Source organism: Flaviramulus sp. BrNp1-15, from assembly GCF_022259695.1.
Classification (GTDB): domain Bacteria; phylum Bacteroidota; class Bacteroidia; order Flavobacteriales; family Flavobacteriaceae; genus BrNp1-15.
This window is the reverse complement of record NZ_CP092099.1, coordinates 647,631-669,081: the sequence shown is the minus strand read 5'-3', so window position 1 is coordinate 669,081 and position 21,451 is coordinate 647,631. Positions and strand designations below refer to the sequence as shown.

The 21,451-nt window shown below is 32.0% G+C and carries 16 protein-coding genes; 4 read left to right on the top strand and 12 right to left on the bottom strand.

Features of this window, described 5'->3' with window-relative positions; translation table 11 throughout:
• Positions 1-144: 144 nt before the first annotated feature.
• From pgi to uvrC, 8 genes are all read right to left on the bottom strand, one after another.
• Positions 145-1,764: a glucose-6-phosphate isomerase gene (gene pgi, locus MBM09_RS02885; RefSeq protein ID WP_238675350.1), complete on the bottom strand. Its 1,620-nt coding sequence runs from the start codon at positions 1,762-1,764 to the stop codon at positions 145-147.
• Position 1,765: 1 nt separating this feature from the next.
• Positions 1,766-3,088 (bottom strand): peptidoglycan DD-metalloendopeptidase family protein, encoded by a 1,323-nt coding sequence (locus tag MBM09_RS02880; protein WP_238675349.1) that lies wholly within the window; start codon positions 3,086-3,088, stop codon positions 1,766-1,768.
• The gene (locus MBM09_RS02875) at positions 3,043-3,963 is read right to left on the bottom strand and encodes a tryptophan 2,3-dioxygenase family protein (RefSeq protein WP_238675348.1); all 921 of its coding nucleotides are present in this window, start codon (positions 3,961-3,963) and stop codon (positions 3,043-3,045) included. The genes MBM09_RS02880 and MBM09_RS02875 overlap by 46 nt, the downstream gene beginning before the upstream one ends.
• A 6-nt stretch (positions 3,964-3,969) precedes the next feature.
• Positions 3,970-4,752: a DUF3108 domain-containing protein gene (locus MBM09_RS02870; RefSeq protein ID WP_238675347.1), complete on the bottom strand. Its 783-nt coding sequence runs from the start codon at positions 4,750-4,752 to the stop codon at positions 3,970-3,972.
• Between the two features lie 199 nt (positions 4,753-4,951).
• Positions 4,952-6,112, bottom strand: a complete 1,161-nt coding sequence (gene hppD / locus MBM09_RS02865) for a 4-hydroxyphenylpyruvate dioxygenase (protein ID WP_238675346.1) — start codon at positions 6,110-6,112, stop codon at positions 4,952-4,954.
• A gap of 128 nt (positions 6,113-6,240) precedes the next feature.
• Positions 6,241-7,401, bottom strand: coding sequence for a homogentisate 1,2-dioxygenase (locus MBM09_RS02860; protein ID WP_238675345.1), 1,161 nt, complete (start codon positions 7,399-7,401; stop codon positions 6,241-6,243).
• Between the two features lie 206 nt (positions 7,402-7,607).
• Positions 7,608-9,848 (bottom strand): patatin-like phospholipase family protein, encoded by a 2,241-nt coding sequence (locus MBM09_RS02855; protein WP_238675344.1) that lies wholly within the window; start codon positions 9,846-9,848, stop codon positions 7,608-7,610.
• 132 nt (positions 9,849-9,980) lie between these two features.
• On the bottom strand, positions 9,981-11,774 hold the full coding sequence (gene uvrC, locus MBM09_RS02850; RefSeq protein ID WP_238675343.1) for an excinuclease ABC subunit UvrC: 1,794 nt from the start codon (positions 11,772-11,774) through the stop codon (positions 9,981-9,983).
• Between the two features lie 188 nt (positions 11,775-11,962).
• Here uvrC and MBM09_RS02845 point away from each other — a divergent pair, with 188 nt between their 5' ends.
• The 4 genes from MBM09_RS02845 to MBM09_RS02830 are packed head-to-tail and all read left to right on the top strand — an operon-like array spanning position 11,963 to position 14,801.
• The gene (locus MBM09_RS02845; protein ID WP_238675342.1) at positions 11,963-12,406 is read left to right on the top strand and encodes a RimK/LysX family protein; all 444 of its coding nucleotides are present in this window, start codon (positions 11,963-11,965) and stop codon (positions 12,404-12,406) included.
• Positions 12,384-13,259, top strand: a complete 876-nt coding sequence (gene rimK, locus MBM09_RS02840; RefSeq protein ID WP_238675341.1) for a 30S ribosomal protein S6--L-glutamate ligase — start codon at positions 12,384-12,386, stop codon at positions 13,257-13,259. Before MBM09_RS02845 ends, rimK begins: the two co-directional genes overlap by 23 nt.
• The gene (locus MBM09_RS02835; RefSeq protein ID WP_238675340.1) at positions 13,260-14,234 is read left to right on the top strand and encodes a succinylglutamate desuccinylase/aspartoacylase family protein; all 975 of its coding nucleotides are present in this window, start codon (positions 13,260-13,262) and stop codon (positions 14,232-14,234) included.
• A 3-nt stretch (positions 14,235-14,237) separates the two neighbouring features.
• The gene (locus MBM09_RS02830) at positions 14,238-14,801 is read left to right on the top strand and encodes a 5-formyltetrahydrofolate cyclo-ligase (protein WP_238675339.1); all 564 of its coding nucleotides are present in this window, start codon (positions 14,238-14,240) and stop codon (positions 14,799-14,801) included.
• Here the strand turns inward: MBM09_RS02830 and MBM09_RS02825 are convergent.
• From MBM09_RS02825 to ileS, 4 genes are all read right to left on the bottom strand, one after another.
• Positions 14,798-16,684, bottom strand: a complete 1,887-nt coding sequence (locus MBM09_RS02825) for a hypothetical protein (protein WP_238675338.1) — start codon at positions 16,682-16,684, stop codon at positions 14,798-14,800. The genes MBM09_RS02830 and MBM09_RS02825 overlap by 4 nt on opposite strands.
• Positions 16,685-16,769: 85 nt before the next feature.
• Positions 16,770-17,390: a lipoprotein signal peptidase gene (locus MBM09_RS02820; protein ID WP_238675337.1), complete on the bottom strand. Its 621-nt coding sequence runs from the start codon at positions 17,388-17,390 to the stop codon at positions 16,770-16,772.
• A gap of 103 nt (positions 17,391-17,493) precedes the next feature.
• Entirely contained in the window at positions 17,494-17,874 is a 381-nt protein-coding gene (locus tag MBM09_RS02815) for a TraR/DksA C4-type zinc finger protein (RefSeq protein ID WP_238675336.1), read from the bottom strand.
• Between the two features lie 4 nt (positions 17,875-17,878).
• Positions 17,879-21,283 (bottom strand): isoleucine--tRNA ligase, encoded by a 3,405-nt coding sequence (gene ileS, locus MBM09_RS02810; RefSeq protein WP_238675335.1) that lies wholly within the window; start codon positions 21,281-21,283, stop codon positions 17,879-17,881.
• Between the last annotated feature and the right edge of the window lie 168 nt (positions 21,284-21,451).

Sequence of the window (21,451 nt, the reverse complement as noted above, 5' to 3'; positions counted from 1 at the left end):
ATTAGTCGATGCAAAAATACTGATAATTAAGTATTAAATATTAACCAATTGTTAAGAAATTTAACAATTGTTGATAAAAAAAAGAGGCTAACATTTAAAATATTAGCCTCTTTTCGATTTATTTAGTAAGAATAATTCTTTCTTTTAAGAGATATTCTTATAATAATTCAATAAATTTTGAGTTGAAGAGTCATGTTCGTTTACCGCAGTATTGTTAAATTCTTGTAAAATTTTGTTAGCTAGTTGTTTTCCTAATTCCACACCAAACTGATCATAACTAAATATATTCCAAATAACTCCTTGAACAAATATTTTATGCTCATACATTGCAATTAATTTCCCTAAATTTTCGGGTGTTAATTTGTTAATAAATATGGTATTAGTTGGGTTATTACCTCTAAAAATTTTAAATGGAACGATATTCTTCTGTGTTCCTTCAGCAATTACTTGATGCTCTGTTTTCCCACTCATTAAAGCTTCTGTTTGTGCTAAAAAGTTTGAAATTAACTTATCTTGATGATCTTGATTTCCATGAAGTGATTTTGTAAACCCAATAAAATCTGCTGGTATCAATTTTGTACCTTGATGTATTAGTTGAAAAAATGCATGTTGCGAATTGGTTCCAGACTCTCCCCATATAATAGTTCCAGTTTGATAATCTATTGGTTTACCATTCCTATCAACACTCTTACCATTACTTTCCATAATGCCTTGTTGCAAATAAGTTGCAAACTGATTTAGGTATTGAGAATAAGGAATAATTGCTTCACTTTCAGCTTTAAAAAAGTTATTATACCATACGCTAATTAAAGCTAATAAAACAGGGATATTAGTTGAGAAATCTTCATTTTTAAAATGTTCATCCATTTTGTTTGCCCCTTGTAATAGATTATCAAAATTATTGTAACCTATTGCTAAACTAATAGTTAAACCAACGGCACTCCAAAGTGAAAAACGACCACCAACCCAATCCCACATTGGGAAAATATTATTTTCATCTATTCCAAAAGCTTTTACATTTTTTATATTGGTTGAAACCGCCACAAAATGTGTTGCTATTGTTTCTTTCTTTGCTGATTTTAAAAACCAATCTTTAATTGTATTTGCGTTCGATAGTGTTTCTTGAGTTGTAAATGTTTTTGAAACTATAACAAATAATGTGGTTTCTGGATTTAATTTTTTAATAACTTCATTTACATGATCTCCATCTACATTACTTACAAAGTGTGTAGTTAAATGATTTTTGTAATACTGAAGTGAGTCTACTACCATAGCAGGACCAAGGTCTGAACCACCAATTCCAATATTTACAATATCGGTAAATGTTTCTCCAGTGTATCCTTTTCTGTGACCGTTTACAACATCATTAGTGAAGCTTTCAATTTTTTGTTTCACTTCATAAATTTCGGGCATTACATTAACACCTTCAACTTTAAAGTCTGCATTTTTTGGTGCACGCAACGCGGTATGTAAAACAGCTCTTGATTCTGTTTGGTTAATGATATCACCTGAAAACTGACTTTTAATCGCATCTTTTAACTTAACCTCATCTGCTAGTTCCAGTAAATACTTTATAGTGTCGCTAGTAATTCTATTTTTTGAAAAATCTACATAAAAATCGTCCCATTTAACAGATAATTTATTTGCTCTATCTGCGTCTTGAGCAAACAAATTTCTCATGTGAACATCTTTTACTTCTTCAAAATGCTTTTGTAATTTTTTCCAGGAATTTGTTGTTGTAGGGTTTATAGTAGGTAATGACATGTTATGAATTTGCTTGCGTTATTATTGTTTGTTCTGGTTGGTCCTCTTTAATTTCTGGTTTAAAGAAAATATTATCTAACTTATACTTTATAGGTTTTATAAAGTCTAAATATTCAACTTTTAATGAGTCTGAAATTGGTTTTGCCTCTGGTAATTTTTGTTTAAAAGGATCAACTTCTTTTCCGTTTTTCCAGAAACGATAGCATACATGTGGTCCACCTGTATTACCTGTCATACCAACCCAACCTATAATATCGCCTTGTTTTACAAACTCACCAACTTTAGCTTTTCTTCTACTCATGTGTAAATACTGCGTTGTATATGTTGCGTTATGTCTTATTTTTACATAATTACCATTACCACCTCGTCTTTTAGACTCTGTAACCGTTCCGTTTGCTGTTGCCATAATTGGTGTGCCTATGGGAGCTGCAAAGTCTGTACCTCTGTGTGGTCTAACTCTGTAACCGTAAACTGCAATTCTTCTCTTTAAATTATACCTAGATGATATTCTACTAAACTTTACTGGTGCTTTTAAAAAGGCGCGACGTAAATTTTTAGCTTCTTCATTAAAATAATCTACGATTCCTTTTACAGAATCAGTTTCAAACTCAAAAGCATAAAAAGGCTCTTTATTGTGTTCAAAATAAGCCGCTTTAATATTATGAACACCTGTATAAATAGTATCGTCTATATATTTATCTGTATAAATAACTTTGAAACGGTCGCCTTTTTGGAGGCGTCTAAAATCTATAGTCCAAGCATAAATTTCATCAGCCATTTTATACGCTAATCTAGGGCTTAAACCTTGCTCTTCTAAGGTTTCAGAAATATTATTAGTTATAACTCCTGTTGCTGTTTTTTCAACATATTTAATGGGCTTTCTGCTTGTGTAAGCATGAATAGAATCATTAAAATTTATCACCACATATTCCTCTAAACTAGGTTGATAGATAAAACATTTAGGCATTTCTAATGAGTCTTTAGAGCATAAAAGAGTGTATGGTTTGCCTACTTGAAGACGTCTGATATCAAAAGTGTCTTTGGCTTTTTCTGCTATTTGAAATATTGCTGGGTAACCTACTTTATTGCGTTCTAAAATTTCACCAAAACTATCTCCTTTTTTAATGGTGTCTCTCTTTACAATAAAATCATTTAAATTAAAACCAAATTCTAAGACCTCTTCTGGTTCTTCTATAATTGCTAATTCCTCTTCTAATACAGGTTTTTGTTCTTCTTTTTTACATCCTATAAAACACAATAATACTATACCTAATAGTACTATACTATATTTGTTCCCCACTCTTGTTTCTCTTTTTCTGTCCATAAATCTGGAAAAAATATTCTTTTTTGATATTTTGGGTGCATGTATTTTACCCATTCACTTCCTCCTGTTGCTTCAGCAGTTTTACCTCCTATATTTAAATAATGGTTTGCTGTATTGTAATGCGCCATGACCCATTTAATATTAACTGTGTAATCATAATGTCGCATGGCATCAATTAGTTCTTTGTTTTCTCTGGCTTCCTTAGGAAGCGACTTAAATTTAGAGTACAAATTGTTAAACTGATAAAACTTTGTAAATCTAATAAATTCCTCTTTATAACGCTCTTCAAAAGCTGTTAATGTATAGGTTTTTTTACCAGTTTTATAATCTTTACCTGCGGCTTGCCAATACAAATGTTCGAAAGCATGTTCGTAAGATGAATTTCTATCGATTGTATCTCTAAATCTTTTATCTATTAAATTGATAAGTTCTGTTGATGCAAATTCTATTTTTCGGTATTGGGCACTTTGAAAACCACTAGCAGGAGTTAGAGTAGTTCTAAATTTATTATATTGATCTATATCCATACCGTCTTTCATTATGCTGAAAGAGGAGGTAAGCACATCAAAATAACGACTAACACGCATTATTTTATCTGTGAATATTTCAGCAGATAAATTATCGCTTTTAGCTACTTGTTCAATTTCACTAAGAATCATTTTGAACAGAAGTTCCGAAATTTGATGATACATTATAAACACCTTCTCATCTGGAAAAACAGTACGTTGCACTTGAAGATTCAATAAAGCGTCTGTTTGAATATAATCCCAATAGTTTATTGGTTTACTATGTAATAACCCTTCTAAATGTGCATCGACATCTTGGTCTATGGCTTCGTATTTTTCTTTGAGCTGGTTGGTTATTTTGGAGTTCAAAATTTCTTAATTATTAACAACTATTTTAAACGGATGTTTTAAACCCTTAAAAGCTTCTAAGTCTGCTCTAAGCGATCCTACAGCCAAATCTGCTTTGATGCGTAAAGGTACTTTATTTTTGTCTTTTGACACCCACAGGGTTAAACTTTCTTCTTCTTTAAAAACACGACCTGCCATTACATATGGTCTGAATTTTAAAGCTTCTATAGTGCCAAAATCTGTTTCAATGGTTTCTTCTCCTAAATATTTTAATTTAAACCCATAGTTTTCTTCATCAAAAAACATATCTGTTTTAATTTCATCACCAATTTTCAACTTGCTTACATCTATATTATTACGTAAATAGTAGTAAGTAGATACCATGTCTTGAATGTTAGGCTTTGTAGCAATTATTTTTTTGATATTATGTTTTTTGTCGTTAACATGGGCTTTTTGATTTTTATGATCAAAATCTATTTCTATATCTTTAGTATGACCACCTTCATCAATATTTCTTATGAATTTGTAAGGTGTGATGGTTTCTTTATCAAAATAGCTTTCATATCTATCCTTTACTTTAAAAAACCATTTTATCATTCCGGTAGTCCACCCTTTTCCAACTACATGATACACATCTTTATCTCCTAATTTAGAATCTTTTACAGTAAGTGTAGCATTACCAGCTTTTAGCCAATTACTATAACTCATTTTAAATTTAAACCATTCGCCACTTCCAAAGGCTGATTCTTGTTGCGAATTTGCTATTGGCATAATTGCTATTGTATATATTATAAGTAGTAATTTTTTCATCTTTATTTGGGTAATTGTATTGTAACTCTTGTTACGCTTTTTTATTGTTATAACCTAAAAATTACAATTACTGTTCCAAAAATATAAAAATTCTTTAGACAGCTTGAAACTATTAGAAGTTCTTAACATTAATTTGTTACATAAAACAAAAAAACTCCATCATTATATGATAGAGTTTTTAGTTAAAATTTCAGATTAATTATAACGTGCCCCGTTTTTGTTGTTCTCTTTCTATGGACTCAAATAAGGCTTTAAAGTTTCCAGCTCCAAAGCCACGTGCTCCCATACGTTGAATGATTTCAAAGAATAATGTAGGTCTATCTTCAACTGGTTTTGTGAAAATTTGAAGTAAATAACCTTCTTCATCAGCATCAATCATAATACCGAGTGTTTTTAAGGTTTCAATATTTTCTCTTAATTCATGACTATATTCTTCTAATCTACCAGGAACTGCCTCATAATAAGCTTCTGGCGGATGTGATAAAAACTCCACGCCTCTAGACCTTAGTGCGCTTACTGTTTTAATAATATCATCTGTTGCTACTGCAATATGCTGCACGCCCGAGCCTTCATAAAAATCTAAATATTCTTCTATTTGAGAGCGTTTTTTACCTTCGGCTGGTTCGTTTATTGGGAATTTTACACGTCCGTTTCCATTACTCATCACCTTACTCATTAAAGCTGAATATTCTGTATGAATTTGAGTGTCGTCAAACGACAGGAAATTTTCAAACCCCATAACATCTTCATACCACTTAACCCAAGTATTCATTTCTCCCCAGCCTACATTACCAACCATATGGTCTATATATTTTAAACCTGTTGGTTCTGGATTGTAATCTGATTTCCACTCCATAAATCCAGGTAGAAAAGCACCTTTATAATTTTTACGTTCCACAAACATATGCACTGTTTCTCCATAAGTATAGATTCCTGAACGTACAGTTTCTCCAAATTCGTCTTTCTCTATTGTTGGCTCCATATATGGTTTTGCGCCTCTTTTGGTAGTTTCTTCAAATGCGCTTTTTGCATCTTCTACCCAAAGTGCTACTACTTTTACACCATCGCCATGTTTTACGATATGTTCATTTATTGGAGACTTACTGTTTAACGGAGTAGTAAGTACTAAACGGATTTTATCTTGTACCAAAACATAGCTTGCTGAATCTTTTGATCCAGTTTCTAAACCTTTATATGCTAAAGACTGAAAACCAAATGCTGTTTTATAAAAATGTGCTGCCTGTTTTGCATTACCTACATAAAATTCTACATAGTCTGTTCCCATAAGTGGCAAGAAATCTTGCGCGCCTTCAAATATTTTTTCTAAACCGTAGTTTACTGATTTTATTTCTTTACTCATTGTGTTTATGTTTTAGCCCTGATTGAGGCAGTTTGTTGGAGCTCTTTTTTATGGATTCCGCATCGTAGTGCGGAATGACAACATAAAAAAAAGCGACTGCCGAAAGCAGGAAATAGCTTCTAATTATTTTAATGTTCTAACCAAGATTTATGATAATCTTCATCGGCGATTTTCATTGCTTCTTCTGTAACCATTAATGGTTTAAATGTATCGACCATTACTGCTAACTCATCGGTTTTTGTTTGCCCAATACTGCGTTCTGTTGCTCCTGGATGCGGACCATGAGGAATTCCCGCTGGATGCAACGATATGTGTCCTGCATCGATATCATTCCTACTCATAAAATCGCCATCAACATAGTACAACACCTCATCGCTATCTATATTACTGTGATTATATGGTGCAGGAATACTTTGTGGATGGTAATCGTAAAGACGCGGAACGAAACTACACACTACAAAAGCATCTGTTTCAAATGTTTGATGTACTGGTGGCGGTTGATGAATGCGCCCTGTAATGGGTTCGAAATCGTGAATTGAAAATGCATATGGATAGTTATAACCATCATAACCTACAACATCAAAAGGATGCGAAGCGTAAACCATTTCTATAATTTCGTCTTGTTTTTTTACTTTTATAAGAAAATCGCCAGATTCGTTATGGGTTTCTAGTTCTTCTGGTCGGCGAATATCGCGTTCGCAAAAAGGTGAATGTTCCAATAACTGCCCAAACCAGTTTCTGTAGCGTTTTGGAGTGTAAATTGGTCTGCGAGATTCTACAATAAATAATCGATTATCTTTTGTATCGAAATCTATTTTATAAATAATCCCTCTTGGCACCAATAAATAATCTCCGTATTTAAAGTCGAGATTACCTAACATGGTGCGCAATTTCCCTGTGCCTTTATGAATGAATATTAACTCGTCGGCATCTGTATTTTTATAAAAGTAGTCTTTGGTTGATTGTGTTGGTGCTGACAATTGAATGGCACAATCACTATTTATAAGTACTGTTTTTCTACTTTCTAAATAATCGTTTTCTGGTTTGACTTGAAACCCTCTAAAACGATACGATTTTATATTATTTGCTTTTGCAATTTTAGGTGCAACACTATATTGTTTTTTTATTGCTTTTACTTGCGTTGGTCTTTGCTCGTGATATGAGTTTGTTGACATACCATCGAAACCAATTGTGCCAAATAATTGTTCTGAATAAAGTGTGCCATCTGGTTTTCTAAACTGTGTGTGGCGTTTTGGTGGAATACTTCCTAATTTATGGTAAAATGGCATTTTTGTTGAATTTAAAGTTATCCCTTTAACTTTAAAAAGTATAGGGTGATAAAAAATTAAAAATCAATGTATCTAAAGATACAAAAAATGCCTGCTTATTCAGGATTTCTCTTGATAAGAAAATGTAGATGCAGTAATAAATCTTCCCAGAAAAGAATCATAGTGTTACAAATATCGTAATTTTTATAATTACTGCGAGGTATAAATTAAAACCAAAATCCAATATTAAAAAACCAAGTACTTTCTTTTTGCTCTGGAGAATAACTGAATTTAACTTGAACAGGACCTAAAAACGTATCAATTCCATAACCTAATGCATAGCCTCTGTAATCTGGTAGTGTAAACCATTCTCCAGAATCAAAAAGATTATCTTTAATGTTTGCCCAATTAGCCTCTGTAGTAATATGATTGTTTTTAAAAACCTCAAAATCTGCAACAAAAGCTGCTTTAACAAAACTATTACCAGTAAGCGAAATAAAATCGTATCCAATAAAAGGAATAAAATTATTAATGAGATTATTACCATAACCGCCCAAAGCAAAATCTAAAGTTCTGGTTGTATTATCTCCTAATTTAAAACCTCCTTGTGTTTGCAGGTTAACTGATAATTTATCCGTAAGACTAAAAGCATAGCCTAAATCTGCTTTTACAATTGAAAAATTCTTAAAATCCTCCACAAAACTAGAAGCATATACATAGGTATGTATATCTCCATTAAAATAAACACCTTTACTAGGAAAATATTTATCATCATAAGTATCTAATCTTATGCTTCCAAAAAGGCTTATATAATCTGTGTTTTCAAACAAAAAGTCATCATCTTGATTATTTCCAGATATTGTTTCAGAATGTATTTCCAACCGTTTATGTTCTGCACCAATACTAACTGCAAAATCACGTCTAAATAAGGTTTGTAAATAAAACTGATTGGTTTGATCAGCTAATTTTACATCAATTTTATTTAATCCTGTAGCACTTATTTGATTATCGTCTAACAATAACTGAGCACTAATATTTTTGTTAAATTGATTATACCTAGACCGCAATCCTACACTCCAATAAAACCCTTTGTCTATTAAATATTCAAAATTATATCTTACGTTATCTCCCAGAATAATATCCAAAGAAGTCACGTCATTACTAAACAACAATTGTTTTTTTGTAAGGTTCACAAGAGCCGCACTTTTGTATAAATCGTCATAATGGATTCCTAATTTTAAAAATGTATTGACTTGAGATTCTTTTAAATTAGCTTTAAAATCGTAACCTTCTTTGTTTTTGGTGTTTTTTAGTTCGTACTCAAAAGCGGTAAAGTTGTTTGTAGCCGATAAGTTGTTAATTCCTTTTATAAAATCTGTGTAGCTGATTTTTTCTTCACTTTTTAACTTAAGTTTTCCTAAAATATAAGCTCTTGTATACTTTTCGTTTCCTTTAAATTCTATATTATTTATAACTAAACTATCTTGATGTTTAGGTCTTAAATTTGGCTTTTTGTAATCTTGTTCAGACACTAATTCTCTAAAAATATTAAGTTTAGACAAAGCAGCAAACTCGCCAGCTTCAATAATTTTGGTGCCTTCATCAAAAGAAACCACGCTAAATGGTTTAATATTTGGTTTTATGTAAACATCCGTTTTTTTAACTTTTGTTTTCATATCGTTAATAGTGCGGAAGTTATTAATTTGAAGTAAAACATCTGGCGCCGATGTTAATTCCTCTCGCGTTGCTAATGCGTCTTGTACATCAACACCTATAATGATATCCATACCCTTGGCTCGTAACTCGTCTACCGGATAATTATTTACCACACCACCATCAATTAAAACATCGTCGTTTATAATTACCGGCTGAAATAACGATGGCAACGCACCACTTGCCATAATAGATTGCGTTAAATTGCCTTTATCTAAAATAACAGGTTTCCCGGTTTCAATATTTGTCGCTATACAGAAAAACGGAATGGGTAACTCGTTAAAATTTTGAATCTCGTTTACATGCAGTGTTAATTTTAATAGTAAACTGTAAGTGTTATGCCCTCTGGAAAGTGCCGATGGCAACTTGATTTTAAAACCATCAAAAGGAAGTTTTACAGCATATTTTTCCATGTTAGCACGCTCATCAAAAGCTGTGGAAGCTCTGGGCAAATCGTCGGTTATGATAATATCAAAATCTACCTCTTGAAAAATGGAATCCAATTGTTTGCCTGAATACCCAGAAGCATACAGCGCCCCAATTATAGCACCCATGCTCGTTCCTGCAACGTAATCTACTTTTACGCCTAAACTATCCATAACTTTTAAAACACCTATATGCGCTAAACCTTTTGCGCCACCGCCACTTAATACCAAACCAACTTTAGGCTCTTTTTTTACAAGCGAGTCATTTTGCGCTTTCGCAGAAAGAGAAACGAGTAAGCATAGGGTTAATATAATTGGTTTTAGTTTCAAATTAAGTTTTTTTAACTATAAGTGTTCGTCATGTCGAAATGAGGCACGATTGAGACATCTCATTATTTATTCATATTAAATTATGTGATTTCTCCTGTTGTCGAAATGAAAAAAATCACTTGAATTATCATTTTACTTCCCATGATAATAATTATAAACTTTTTCCGCTCTTGAAGCACCAACTACTTCTTCCAGTTCATCTAACTTCGCATTGGCAACTCGTTTAGCCGATTTAAAATGTTTTAACAACTCAACTACTGTTTTCTCGCCAACACCATTTATAGTTTCTAACTCTGTATTTAATGCACTTTTACTACGTTTATTCCTATGATGCTCTATACCAAAACGGTGTGCTTCGTTACGTAATTGCTGTATAATTTTAAGCGTCTCACTTTTCTTATCTAAATATAAGGGAATTTGATCATTTGGATAGAATAATTCTTCTAAACGTTTAGCAATTCCTATAATGGCTATTTTTCCTCTTAAATTAAGCGCATCTAAACTTTTTAATGCTGAGGATAATTGTCCTTTTCCTCCATCAATAATAATGAGTTGTGGTAAGGGTTGTTCTTCTTCAACCAAACGTTTGTAGCGTCGATATACGACTTCTTCCATAGAAGCAAAATCATCTGGACCTTCAACCGTTTTTATATTAAAATGGCGATAATCTTTTTTGCTTGGTTTACCATTTTTAAAAACCACACAAGCTGCTACAGGATGTGTGCCTTGAATGTTGGAATTATCGAAACACTCAATATGTCGCGGCTCTTCCGAAAGACGTAAATCGGCTTTCATTTGCGCCATAATTCGCTTTACATGCCTATCTGGATCAACAATTTTAATTTGTTTAAAACGCTCCATTCTAAAATACTTTGCATTTCTAAGGGATAAATCTAAAATATGTTTTTTGTCGCCCAGTTTTGGCACTGTTACTTTTACATTTTCTCCTAAATCAACTTTAAAAGGCACATAAATTTCTTTTGAATTTGAGTTAAATCGCTGCCTGATTTCTGTAATAGCTAATTCCAGTAACTCTTTATCGGTTTCATCCAATTTCTTTTTTATCTCTAAGGTATGCGAACGGATGATAGAACCGTACGATAATTGTAAAAAATTAATGTAACCATAACTTTCATCACTTATAATAGAAAACACATCAACATTACTTATTTTGGGATTTACTATAGTAGATTTTGCTTGATAGTTTTCTAAAATTTCAATCTTCTCTTTAATTTTTTGAGCCTCTTCAAAATGCATGTTTTTTGCATAATCATGCATTTGATTTTTAAATTGATTGAGTGAATCTTTAAAGTTCCCTTTTAGAATTTCCTTAATAGATTTTAGGTTCTCATTATACTCTTCTTCAGTTTCTAAACCTTCGCATGCACCTTTACAGTTGCCTAAGTGATATTCTAAACACACTTTATATTTTCCAGCCTCTATTTTGTCTTGAGCTAAATCGTAATTACAGGTTCGTAAACTGTATAAACCTCTTATTAAATCTAATAAAGTATGAACGGTTTTTACACTTGTATATGGACCAAAATATTCGCTACCATCTTTAAAAACACGTCTTGTAGAAAACACTCTAGGGAAACGTTCTTTTTTAATACAAATCCATGGATAAGATTTGTCGTCTTTCAACATGACGTTGTAACGTGGTTGATATTTTTTAATTAAGTTATTTTCCAGTAAAAGCGCATCGGTTTCAGTATCTACAACTATATGCTTTATATCTGCTATTTTTTTTACAAGCACGCGTGTTTTACCATTGTCGTGGTTTTTGGTAAAATAAGAGCTTACCCTTTTTTTTAAATTTTTTGCTTTTCCAACGTAAATAATAGCACCTTCTTTATCGTAGTATTGATAAACTCCGGGTTGGTTTGGTAAGGTTTTTAATTGTATCTCTAAATTAGGGGTATCCATTAATGTAAAGGTAATTATTTTAATTAAAAAAATACATCCTCAATACTTTGTGTTGTGGTTTCTTTTGAAATTATCATTCCCATGAAAACGGGAAATTTATTGCTAAATTTCTTATTGATTAATCTTTTAAATTAAATGTTTTTTCTATTAACTATTTTACTACATTGCGCCACTTTTTAAAACAGGTAATGAGTAAAAAAATAGTTGGTAGAGTTGATAAAATTGACTTCCCAAAACTAGGATTATTTAATATAGATGTAAAAATAGATACAGGTGCTTACACCTCTGCTATCCACTGCTCTGAAATTATAGAAGAGAACAACAGTTTACGATGTATTTTTAATAGTGACGAACATCAAAACTTTGGCAAAACAGAAATTATATTTAATAATTTTTCGCGTACTAATGTAAAAAGTAGCAACGGATTTAAGGAAAACCGCTATAAAATTAAATCTGAAGTTATATTTTTTGGAAAAACATATAAGATTAACTTAACTTTAAGCACTAGAGACGATATGAAATTTCCTGTTTTAATTGGCAGGCAGTTTTTAAAACAAAAATTTATAGTAGATGTAGATTTAGAAAACGTCTCTTATAATAAAACATACAATGAACATAGTTATTCTATCTAGAAATCCTCAGTTATACTCTACCGATCGCATGGTTGAAGAAGGTGAAAAAAGAGGTCATAAAATTGAGGTTATAGATCCTTTAAAGTGTGATATTATTATTGAAAAACAAAAACCAACTATTTATTACAAAGATCGTTATTTAGATTATGTAGATGCTATTATACCTAGAATTGGAACATCAGTTACTTTTTTTGGGTGCGCTGTGGTACGACAGTTTGAAATGATGGGCGTTTTTACAACCGTTACCTCTGATGCGATTATACGCTCCAGGGATAAATTACGTAGTTTTCAAAGACTTTCAAAAGCTGGAATTGGCATGCCTAAAACGGTATTTACTAACTACTCCCGTGATGTTGAAAAGGTATTATCTCACGTAGGTGGTGCTCCTGTAATCATCAAGCTTTTAGAAGGCACTCAAGGTTTGGGTGTGGTTTTAGCTGAAACAAAAAATGCAGCAGAATCGGTTTTAGAAGCTTTTAACGGCTTGCAAGCTCGTGCTTTAGTACAAGAATATATTGCCGAAGCCAAAGGAGCCGATTTACGTGCTTTAGTGGTAGATGGACATGTTGTTGGCGCCATGAAAAGACAAGGAAAAGAAGGCGAATTTCGATCTAATTTACACAGAGGTGGTTCAGCAGAAATTGTAAAACTTAATCACGACGAATTAAAAGTGGCTATGAATGCTGCTCGTGCATTAAAACTACCCGTTTGTGGTGTAGATATGTTACAATCTGAAAGAGGACCATTACTTTTAGAAGTGAATTCAACACCAGGATTAGAAGGAATTGAAGGTGCAACTGGTAGAAATATAGCTAAAAGTATTATTACTTTTATTGAACGTAATAGAACATAAATGCAAGACATAAAAAGTGATATATTAACCATTTTAGGTGAGCAAATAAAACCTGGAGAAAGTAAAGAAGTAAATTTTGATGTTGCTAATTTACACACTTCATCAGCGGTTAATGTTCCTGTAATTATTGAGCGATCAAAAAAACCTGGTCCAACCGTTTTGTTTACTGCTGGCATTCATGGAGATGAAGTTAACGGTGTTGAAATTATACGACAACTTATAGCAAAAGGCATTAACAAACCAAAAATTGGAACCATAATCTGCATGCCTGTTATCAATATTTTCGGGTTTATTAATCTAAAACGTGAATTCCCTGATGGACGAGATTTAAATCGTGTTTTTCCTGGAAGCCCTGGAGGCTCTTTAGCTGGAAGAGTTGCACACAAACTTGTAAACGAAGTGGTTCCGCACGCCGATTTAATTATCGATTTTCATACGGGTGGCTCAGGTAGGTTTAATGCTCCACAACTAAGATTTTCAAAAGATAACAAAGAACTTAACGATTTAGCAAAAGCCTTTGGAGCGCCTTTTGTTTTATATTCTAAAAACTTGTCAAAATCATTCAGAACCACATGTTATAAATTAGGAAAACCACTTTTACTTTTTGAAGGCGGAAAATCTTTTCATATAGACGATGTTGTAACAAATTCTGGAGTAAACGGTTCCAAACGTGTTTTAAAACATTTAGGTATGTTAAAGACTGTTTTTAAATCGTCTAAACCTAAAAAAGAATGCATTTTTATTAACGATAGCAAATGGCAACGTGCTAAATATTCTGGTATGTTTAAAGCTTCAACCGCTATAGGTTTACATGTAAAAAAAGAAGATATCATAGGTAACATTACCGATCCTTACGGTAAATTTAATTATTTTGTTAGAGCTTCAAATACTGGCTACATTATTAACATAAATGAATCTCCAATTGTATATCAAGGAGACGCTTTATTTCATATAACTACAAAACTTAAGCGTTAAATTATGACTAAATCTGAATTGCGAAAAAAATACAAAGTACTTCGTAATGATTTGTCTGAGAACCAAATTGATGAGCTTAGTTTAGCGATTGCTAATCAACTTTTAAAACTCTCTATTTGGGAATATTCTTTTTACCATTTATTTCTTTCTATTGAAGAAAAAAAAGAAGTTAATACCGATTATATTCTGAATATTTTATCGGGTAAAGATAAAAACGTATTAATTTCTAAAAGTGATTTTAAAACTGGTGAAATGATACATTTTCTATTAACAGATAATACTGTGATTAAAAAAAATAGTTATGATATACCTGAGCCTATTGATGGAATTGGGATTTCTAACAATAAGGTTGACGTCGTCTTTATTCCGCTTTTAGCATTTGATAAAATGGGAAATCGAGTAGGTTACGGCAAAGGGTTTTACGACCGCTTTTTAGCAAAATGTGAACCCGAAACTATAAAAATAGGTTTGTCTTTTTTTGAAGTTGAAACTGAAATCACTGATGTTTTTGAAAACGATGTTAAGCTAGATTTTTGTGTAACACCAAATCTGATTTACACCTTTTAATTATTACAATTCTCACAGTAAGTGTTGCGCAAATAGTCATCTTCCAGTAATTGGAATGTAACTCCACCTTTCTCAACGGCATTGAATAATTTACAATAACGCTCTTTATTCATGTTAAAAGCATTCAGCATGATTATTCTGTAATTAGGGTCTTTAGTTAATTCTTTATTTATCAAAGTTAAGTTTAAATAGTAAAACAATAAATCTTCATCAATATCAATACTTTTTGCTTTGTTTTCCAATAAATTTACCGCCATATCTGTATTGGCGTAATAGCTGAAAAATTGTGCTAGACTTAAATAATCGTAATCAGATAACGGAAACTTTTTATAGTTACTGTTAATGAATGAAACCGATTTATCTTTATTAGCATAATCTCTTTTACGCATAAAATTTTCTGCAGTAATAATGTGAAAATTCACCATCATTCTTGAAATAAGCGAACTATCAATACCGTAATTCTTTAAAGCGTTTATTTGGTTTTTTAGCTTGGTTTCATCAATCTCAATAGCATTAAAACGCCATAGTTTTATTTTAACAGCCGTAATATTGTATTTTACTTCACCATCTTTTGGTACCAATTTTTCCAGTTCTAATAACTCGTTATAAACAATTAATGCCTGCCGCACATCCAGCATATACCTGTAAGCTGAATTTTTATTGAAAATCTTTGCGAATTTGGACTGTTTGGGAATTGCCATTTTTTTTAAAAAATCTGGAGACACTTCTTTGCTTTTAAGTTTTTCGAATATTGAGTTTTGTATTTCTCTGGCTTCATCTAGGTTTTCGTTATTAATTGCAGTATTGAACTTGCCCAACAACTCGTTTGCAGACATGTCTTTATACTTGTCTTTTTTCTCCAACTCTAGTTCCAGTAGCGCCTTTCTGTGTTTCATTAAAATAGGCTCCAGTTCATTGGAAAGACTGCCAACCAATTTTCCTTTAATTTGATTTTTACTCAAATCTCCAAGATTTTCATGTTTGGTTCCTTTGATATCGTTTAAATATTCCACCCAATTTTCAGAAGAGGAAATATTGGTTTTAATAGTTGGTTTTTGAAAGCTTTGTAACGCTTTTGCTATACTGTTTGCACGCTGTTCTTGTAACTCGATATTGCGCTCTAAACTTCCCTCAACCGACGAATATGCTTTAATATTAATGGTTTTTATATTAAAATCGGTTAAACGCAACGAATCGTAAATTGGCTTGATGTCTTCTTGCGAATATTCCGATTTATTTTTCTGAAAAGGAATTTTAAATTTCAAGGTTTTATTTTTAAGAATGTAACCTTCTTTTCCTGTTGGTTGTATTTTTTTAGAATCATAAGTAAGCGAATCTAAATACATACCCATATCCAATAAATCCCACGGATAAGACTCCAAATTGTAAATTACATAATAATTACATAGGTTTTTATTGCTCAAAAAGAGAATGTTATACTCCAACTCATCATTCATTAAAGCTTCTGGCACTCTACCAACATGCACTCTGTACAAATTGTCTTCGTAAGGTTTTAACCCGCTTTTTAGTTTTTGGGCATAATTGGGTTTTAACAATATGCCTTTTATTTGAACAGGTTCTACATTTTCATATTCGCACTTATACCTGTCTTTTGAAACTACATCAACTGCAAGTCCATCACCAGCATTTTTAAACAATAGATTAAACCAATTTTTGTCGTTTATTTGAAAGTAGAGATTATCACGTTCTCTTTTGATTGAAAACTTGACTTCTTTGGGTTTTTGGCTAAATATTTGGAAACACTGTTGGCATTTTTGATTTCTGTCTTGTTGTGGAAAAACAATATCGAAAGTATTTTGAGCGTTAACAAAAATTGAAATGAATATAAAGAAAACGATTGGAAGCAGGAATTTGCTTTTCATTAAATGAGGGTTTTAATATGTTTGTTTAAAAAAATAAAGATAACGAATACCTTTAAAAGTAGAAAACACTTACTTCCTAGTTGTACTAATTTTTAGAAAACGCCTTCTTATTAAAAACAATAAGCATTATAAAACCAGTGCTTATAGCCATATCTGCAATATTAAAAACAGGTTCAAAAAAATTAAACCGTTTACCTCCATAAAAAGGAAACCACTCGGGTAAATCTACTTCAAATAAAGGAAAGTAGAGCATGTCTACAACTTTACCGTGTAGTAAACCATCATAACCTCCTGTTTCTGGTAAAAACGTAGCAACTTGGTTATAACTATCGTTAAATATAACACCGTAAAAAACAGAATCGATAATATTACCTAAAGCACCAGCAAATATTAAAGTTATAGCTAATATCAATATTTTAGAACTTTGCTTTTTTGTTACATCATACAACCAGTAACCAATACCAAAAATAGCCACAACTCTAAATAAAGTTAATGCTACTTTAGCTGATCTATCTGAGATAAACGATGCAAAATCACTAATTTTTGTTCCCCAAGCCATACCATCATTCTCAATAAAGTATATTTTAAACCAGTTAAAAACATCGATGCTTTCATGAAGTTTAAAATTAGTTTTAATATATATTTTACTAATCTGGTCTATTAGTAAAATAAGAACAATAAGGATTATAGATTTTTTTAATGACATAAATTTTTCTTAAAACCTTCCGACTGCGCTAAAGGTGACATAAAAAGCTTAAATAAAAAACGTCTCAAATTTTGAGACGTTTCAAATATATATTCAATAAAAATTACTGCATGTTTTTAGCTTCAATACTTAATGTTGCATGAGGTACTAACTTTAAACGCTCTTTATTGATAAGTTTTCCAGTTACACGACAAACACCGTAAGTTTTGTTTTCAATTCTAATTAATGCATTTTTTAAATCGCGGATAAATTTTTCCTGACGAATTGCTAGAGCAGAGTTAGATTCTTTACTCATAACTTCACTACCTTCATCAAAAGCCTTAAAAGTAGGAGAAGTGTCATCAGTACCGTTATTATGATCGTTCATATAGGCACTTTTAATAAGTTCTAAATCGTGTTGTGCTTTATTTATTTTTTCTTGGATTAGCTCTTTAAACTCTGCTAAATCTTTATCCGAATATCTTACGTTAGTATTTAAGCTCATAATTTTAATGTTTTTGAATAAACAATTTGGTATTTACATCATCAAAAGCAATTTCTATACCATTGTCTAATTTATCAATAATTTCAAGTTGGTTGGTTAATGTTTCTGATTTAATATAAGTCATATTTGCATCAACTGCATTTACAATATGCTCATCTTTTTGAAGGGTAACATCTATTCTATCTGTCACTTCAAAACCAGAATCTTTACGTAAATTTTGAATACGGTTAATTAACTCTCTTGCAATTCCTTCTTTTCGTAAATCATCTGAAATGGTTACATCTAAAGCTACCGTTAATGCACCTTCATTTGCAACAAGCCATCCCTCAATATCTTGCGATGTAATTTCTACATCATCGCGTTCTAAAGTAATATTTTTTCCATTAATTTCAACCTCAATACTACCATTTTGCTCTATTTTGTTAATATCTTCTGCAGAAAAGTTAATTACTTTACCTGCAATGGCTTTCATATCCTTTCCGAAACGAGGCCCGAGCGCTTTAAAGTTTGGTTTTATTTGTTTTACCAAAACTTCTGATGCATCATCTAAAAGCTCTACTTCTTTAACATTTACTTCATGCTTTATTAAATCTGATACCGCTAAAATCTCTTCTCGCTGTTGTTTACTATCAACAGGAATTATTATTTTTTGAAGCGGTTGACGCACTTTAATCTTTTCTTTAGCTCTTAACGATAATACTAATGATGATATTGTTTGCGCGCTTTCCATTTTTCGCTCTAAACTTTTATCAACATAAGTTTTATCAAAAACGGGGAAATCTGCTAGATGAACACTCTCAAAAGTTTCTTTTTTGGTAACCGAATTTAAATCTAAATACAATTTATCCATAAAGAAAGGAGCTATTGGTGCACCCAACTTAGCTATAGTTACCATACACGTATAAAGTGTTTGATAAGCCGAAATTTTATCTTGCTGATAATCGCCTTTCCAGAAACGTCTTCTACTTAAACGCACAAACCAGTTACTTAAATAATCTTGTGTGAAATCTGAAATAGCACGAGCCGCTTTTGTTGGCTCATAATCTGAATAAAAATCGTCTACTTTTTGAATTAAAGTATGTAATTCTGATAATATCCATCTATCTATTTCTGGTCTTTCACTTACAGGAATATCAGCTTCACTGTAGTTAAAATTATCTAGATTTGCATATAATTGAAAGAATGAATAGGTATTATAAAGTGTACCGAAAAATTTACGTTTAACCTCTTCTATACCTTCTAAATCGAACTTTAAATTGTCCCATGGGTTTGCATTGCTAATCATATACCAACGCGTTGCATCAGCACCATAATTACCCAAAGTTTCAAACGGATCTACAGCATTACCTAAGCGCTTAGACATTTTTTGTCCGTTTTTGTCTAATACCAATCCATTAGACACAACATTTTTATAAGCAACAGAATCAAACACTATAGTGCCTATAGCATGAAGTGTATAAAACCAACCTCTTGTTTGGTCTACACCTTCTGCAATAAAATCAGCTGGGAATGATTTATTTTCATCAATTTTTTCTTTATTCTCAAAAGGATAATGCCATTGTGCATAAGGCATAGAACCCGAATCGAACCAAACATCAATTAAATCGCTTTCGCGGAACATTTTTTGACCAGATGGCGATACTAATACAATCTCATCTACAATATTTTTATGTAAATCGATTTTTGCATAGTTTTCTTCAGTATTATTTCCAACTTCAAAATCGTCAAAAATATCTTTAGATAGAACACCTACTGAAACTGCTTTAGCCATTTCATTTTTCAACTCTTCAACAGAACCAATACAGATTTCTTCTTTACCATCCTCGGTTCTCCAAATTGGTAATGGAATTCCCCAATAACGCGATCGAGATAAATTCCAATCGTTGGCATTAGCTAACCAGTTTCCAAAACGACCAGTTCCTGTTGCTTTAGGCTTCCAGTTAATGGTTTCGTTAAGCTCAAACATTCTATCTTTAACATCAGTTACTTTTATGAACCAAGAATCTAAAGGATAGTAAAGAATTGGCTTATCGGTTCTCCAACAGTTAGGATAACTGTGTTTGTATTTTTCAACCTTAAAGGCTTTGTTTTCTTCTTTTAATTTTATGGCAAGTTCAACATCTACAGAGCGCTCAGGTGCTTCACCATCATTATAATATTCGTTCTTCACATATTTACCAGCATATTCTCCCATTTCTGGTCTGAATTTACCTTGTAAATCTACTAGTGGCACCAAGTTTCCATTTTCGTCTTTTACCAACATTGGTGGTACTTCTGGTGTAGCTTGTTTTGCCACTAAGGCATCATCTGCTCCAAAAGTTGGCGCTGTATGTACAATTCCTGTACCATCTTCAGTGGTTACAAAATCTCCAGAAATGACTCTAAATGCATTTTCAGGATTATCATTTGGTAAAGCGTATGGCAATAATTGTTCATACTTTATTCCTACTAAATCTTTACCAACAAATTCTTTAACAACGTAGAAAGGAATTTTTTTATCACCAGATTTATATGCTAGTAATTCTGATTTCTCTTCAACTCGATTAAACTTCCCTGAGAATTGATAGTTAACTAATTTTTTAGCTAATATCACATTCATTGGTTGGAATGTATATTGATTATAAGTTTCAACTAAAACGTATTCTATTTTAGGCCCAACAGTTAATGCGGTATTACTTGGTAGTGTCCAAGGGGTAGTTGTCCATGCTAAAAAGTAAATATCACCTTTGTTTTGTAAAAAATTTGGAAGCGAATTTTCAATAGCTTTAAACTGAGCCACAACAGTTGTGTCTGTTACATCTTGGTAAGTTCCAGGTTGGTTCAACTCATGCGAACTTAAACCTGTTCCTGCTTTTGGAGAATACGGTTGAATGGTATACCCTTTATATAACAAACTTTTATTGTAAATCTGTTTTAGCAACCACCAAACACTTTCCATATATTTGGGTTCGTAGGTTATATACGGATCGTCCATATCTACCCAATATCCCATTTTTTGAGTAAGGTCATTCCAAACATCTGTGTAACGCATAACTGCTTTACGGCAGGCTGCGTTATAATCTTCAACCGAAATGGTTTTACCAATATCTTCTTTAGTGATTCCTAATTCTTTTTCAACACCCAATTCAATAGGCAAACCATGGGTATCCCAACCAGCTTTACGCTTAACTTGGTAACCTTTCATGGTTTTGTAACGTGGAAAAATATCTTTAATAGCACGTGCTAAAACGTGATGTACACCCGGAAGTCCGTTTGCAGAAGGAGGTCCTTCAAAAAACACAAAGGGTTTATTGTTTTCACGTGTGGTTACACTTTTTTCAAATATGTTGTTTTCTTCCCAATAGTTAAGAATTTCTTCTCCAACTTTAGGTAAGTCAAGTCCTTTATATTCAGGAAATTTAGCACTCATTTACTGGTAAATCTTTTAAGTTCGCGAATTTAATGAATTTTGCTAAAACAGAGGCGCTTTTAACATAAAAGAGTAATAATTTAAACGCGTTAACAATTTTTGTATTTAAGTTAAGTTAATCTACATAATACTAAGATATTTGTATTGTTAACTTATAAATTATATTTT

Bases quoted from the DNA above. Each gene is read 5' to 3' on its own strand.
- MBM09_RS02880 (WP_238675349.1), bottom strand. From the start codon at position 3,088: ATGGACAGAAAAAGAGAAACAAGAGTGGGGAACAAATATAGTATAGTA.
- MBM09_RS02825 (WP_238675338.1), bottom strand. From the start codon at position 16,684: ATGAAAAGCAAATTCCTGCTTCCAATCGTTTTCTTTATATTCATTTCA.
- MBM09_RS02830 (WP_238675339.1), top strand. From the start codon at position 14,238: ATGACTAAATCTGAATTGCGAAAAAAATACAAAGTACTTCGTAATGAT.
- MBM09_RS02845 (WP_238675342.1), top strand. From the start codon at position 11,963: ATGAGTAAAAAAATAGTTGGTAGAGTTGATAAAATTGACTTCCCAAAA.
- MBM09_RS02870 (WP_238675347.1), bottom strand. From the start codon at position 4,752: ATGAAAAAATTACTACTTATAATATATACAATAGCAATTATGCCAATA.
- MBM09_RS02835 (WP_238675340.1), top strand. From the start codon at position 13,260: ATGCAAGACATAAAAAGTGATATATTAACCATTTTAGGTGAGCAAATA.
- hppD (WP_238675346.1), bottom strand. From the start codon at position 6,112: ATGAGTAAAGAAATAAAATCAGTAAACTACGGTTTAGAAAAAATATTT.
- uvrC (WP_238675343.1), bottom strand. From the start codon at position 11,774: ATGGATACCCCTAATTTAGAGATACAATTAAAAACCTTACCAAACCAA.
- ileS (WP_238675335.1), bottom strand. From the start codon at position 21,283: ATGAGTGCTAAATTTCCTGAATATAAAGGACTTGACTTACCTAAAGTT.
- MBM09_RS02815 (WP_238675336.1), bottom strand. From the start codon at position 17,874: ATGAGCTTAAATACTAACGTAAGATATTCGGATAAAGATTTAGCAGAG.
- rimK (WP_238675341.1), top strand. From the start codon at position 12,384: ATGAACATAGTTATTCTATCTAGAAATCCTCAGTTATACTCTACCGAT.
- pgi (WP_238675350.1), bottom strand. From the start codon at position 1,764: ATGTCATTACCTACTATAAACCCTACAACAACAAATTCCTGGAAAAAA.
- MBM09_RS02820 (WP_238675337.1), bottom strand. From the start codon at position 17,390: ATGTCATTAAAAAAATCTATAATCCTTATTGTTCTTATTTTACTAATA.
- MBM09_RS02860 (WP_238675345.1), bottom strand. From the start codon at position 7,401: ATGCCATTTTACCATAAATTAGGAAGTATTCCACCAAAACGCCACACA.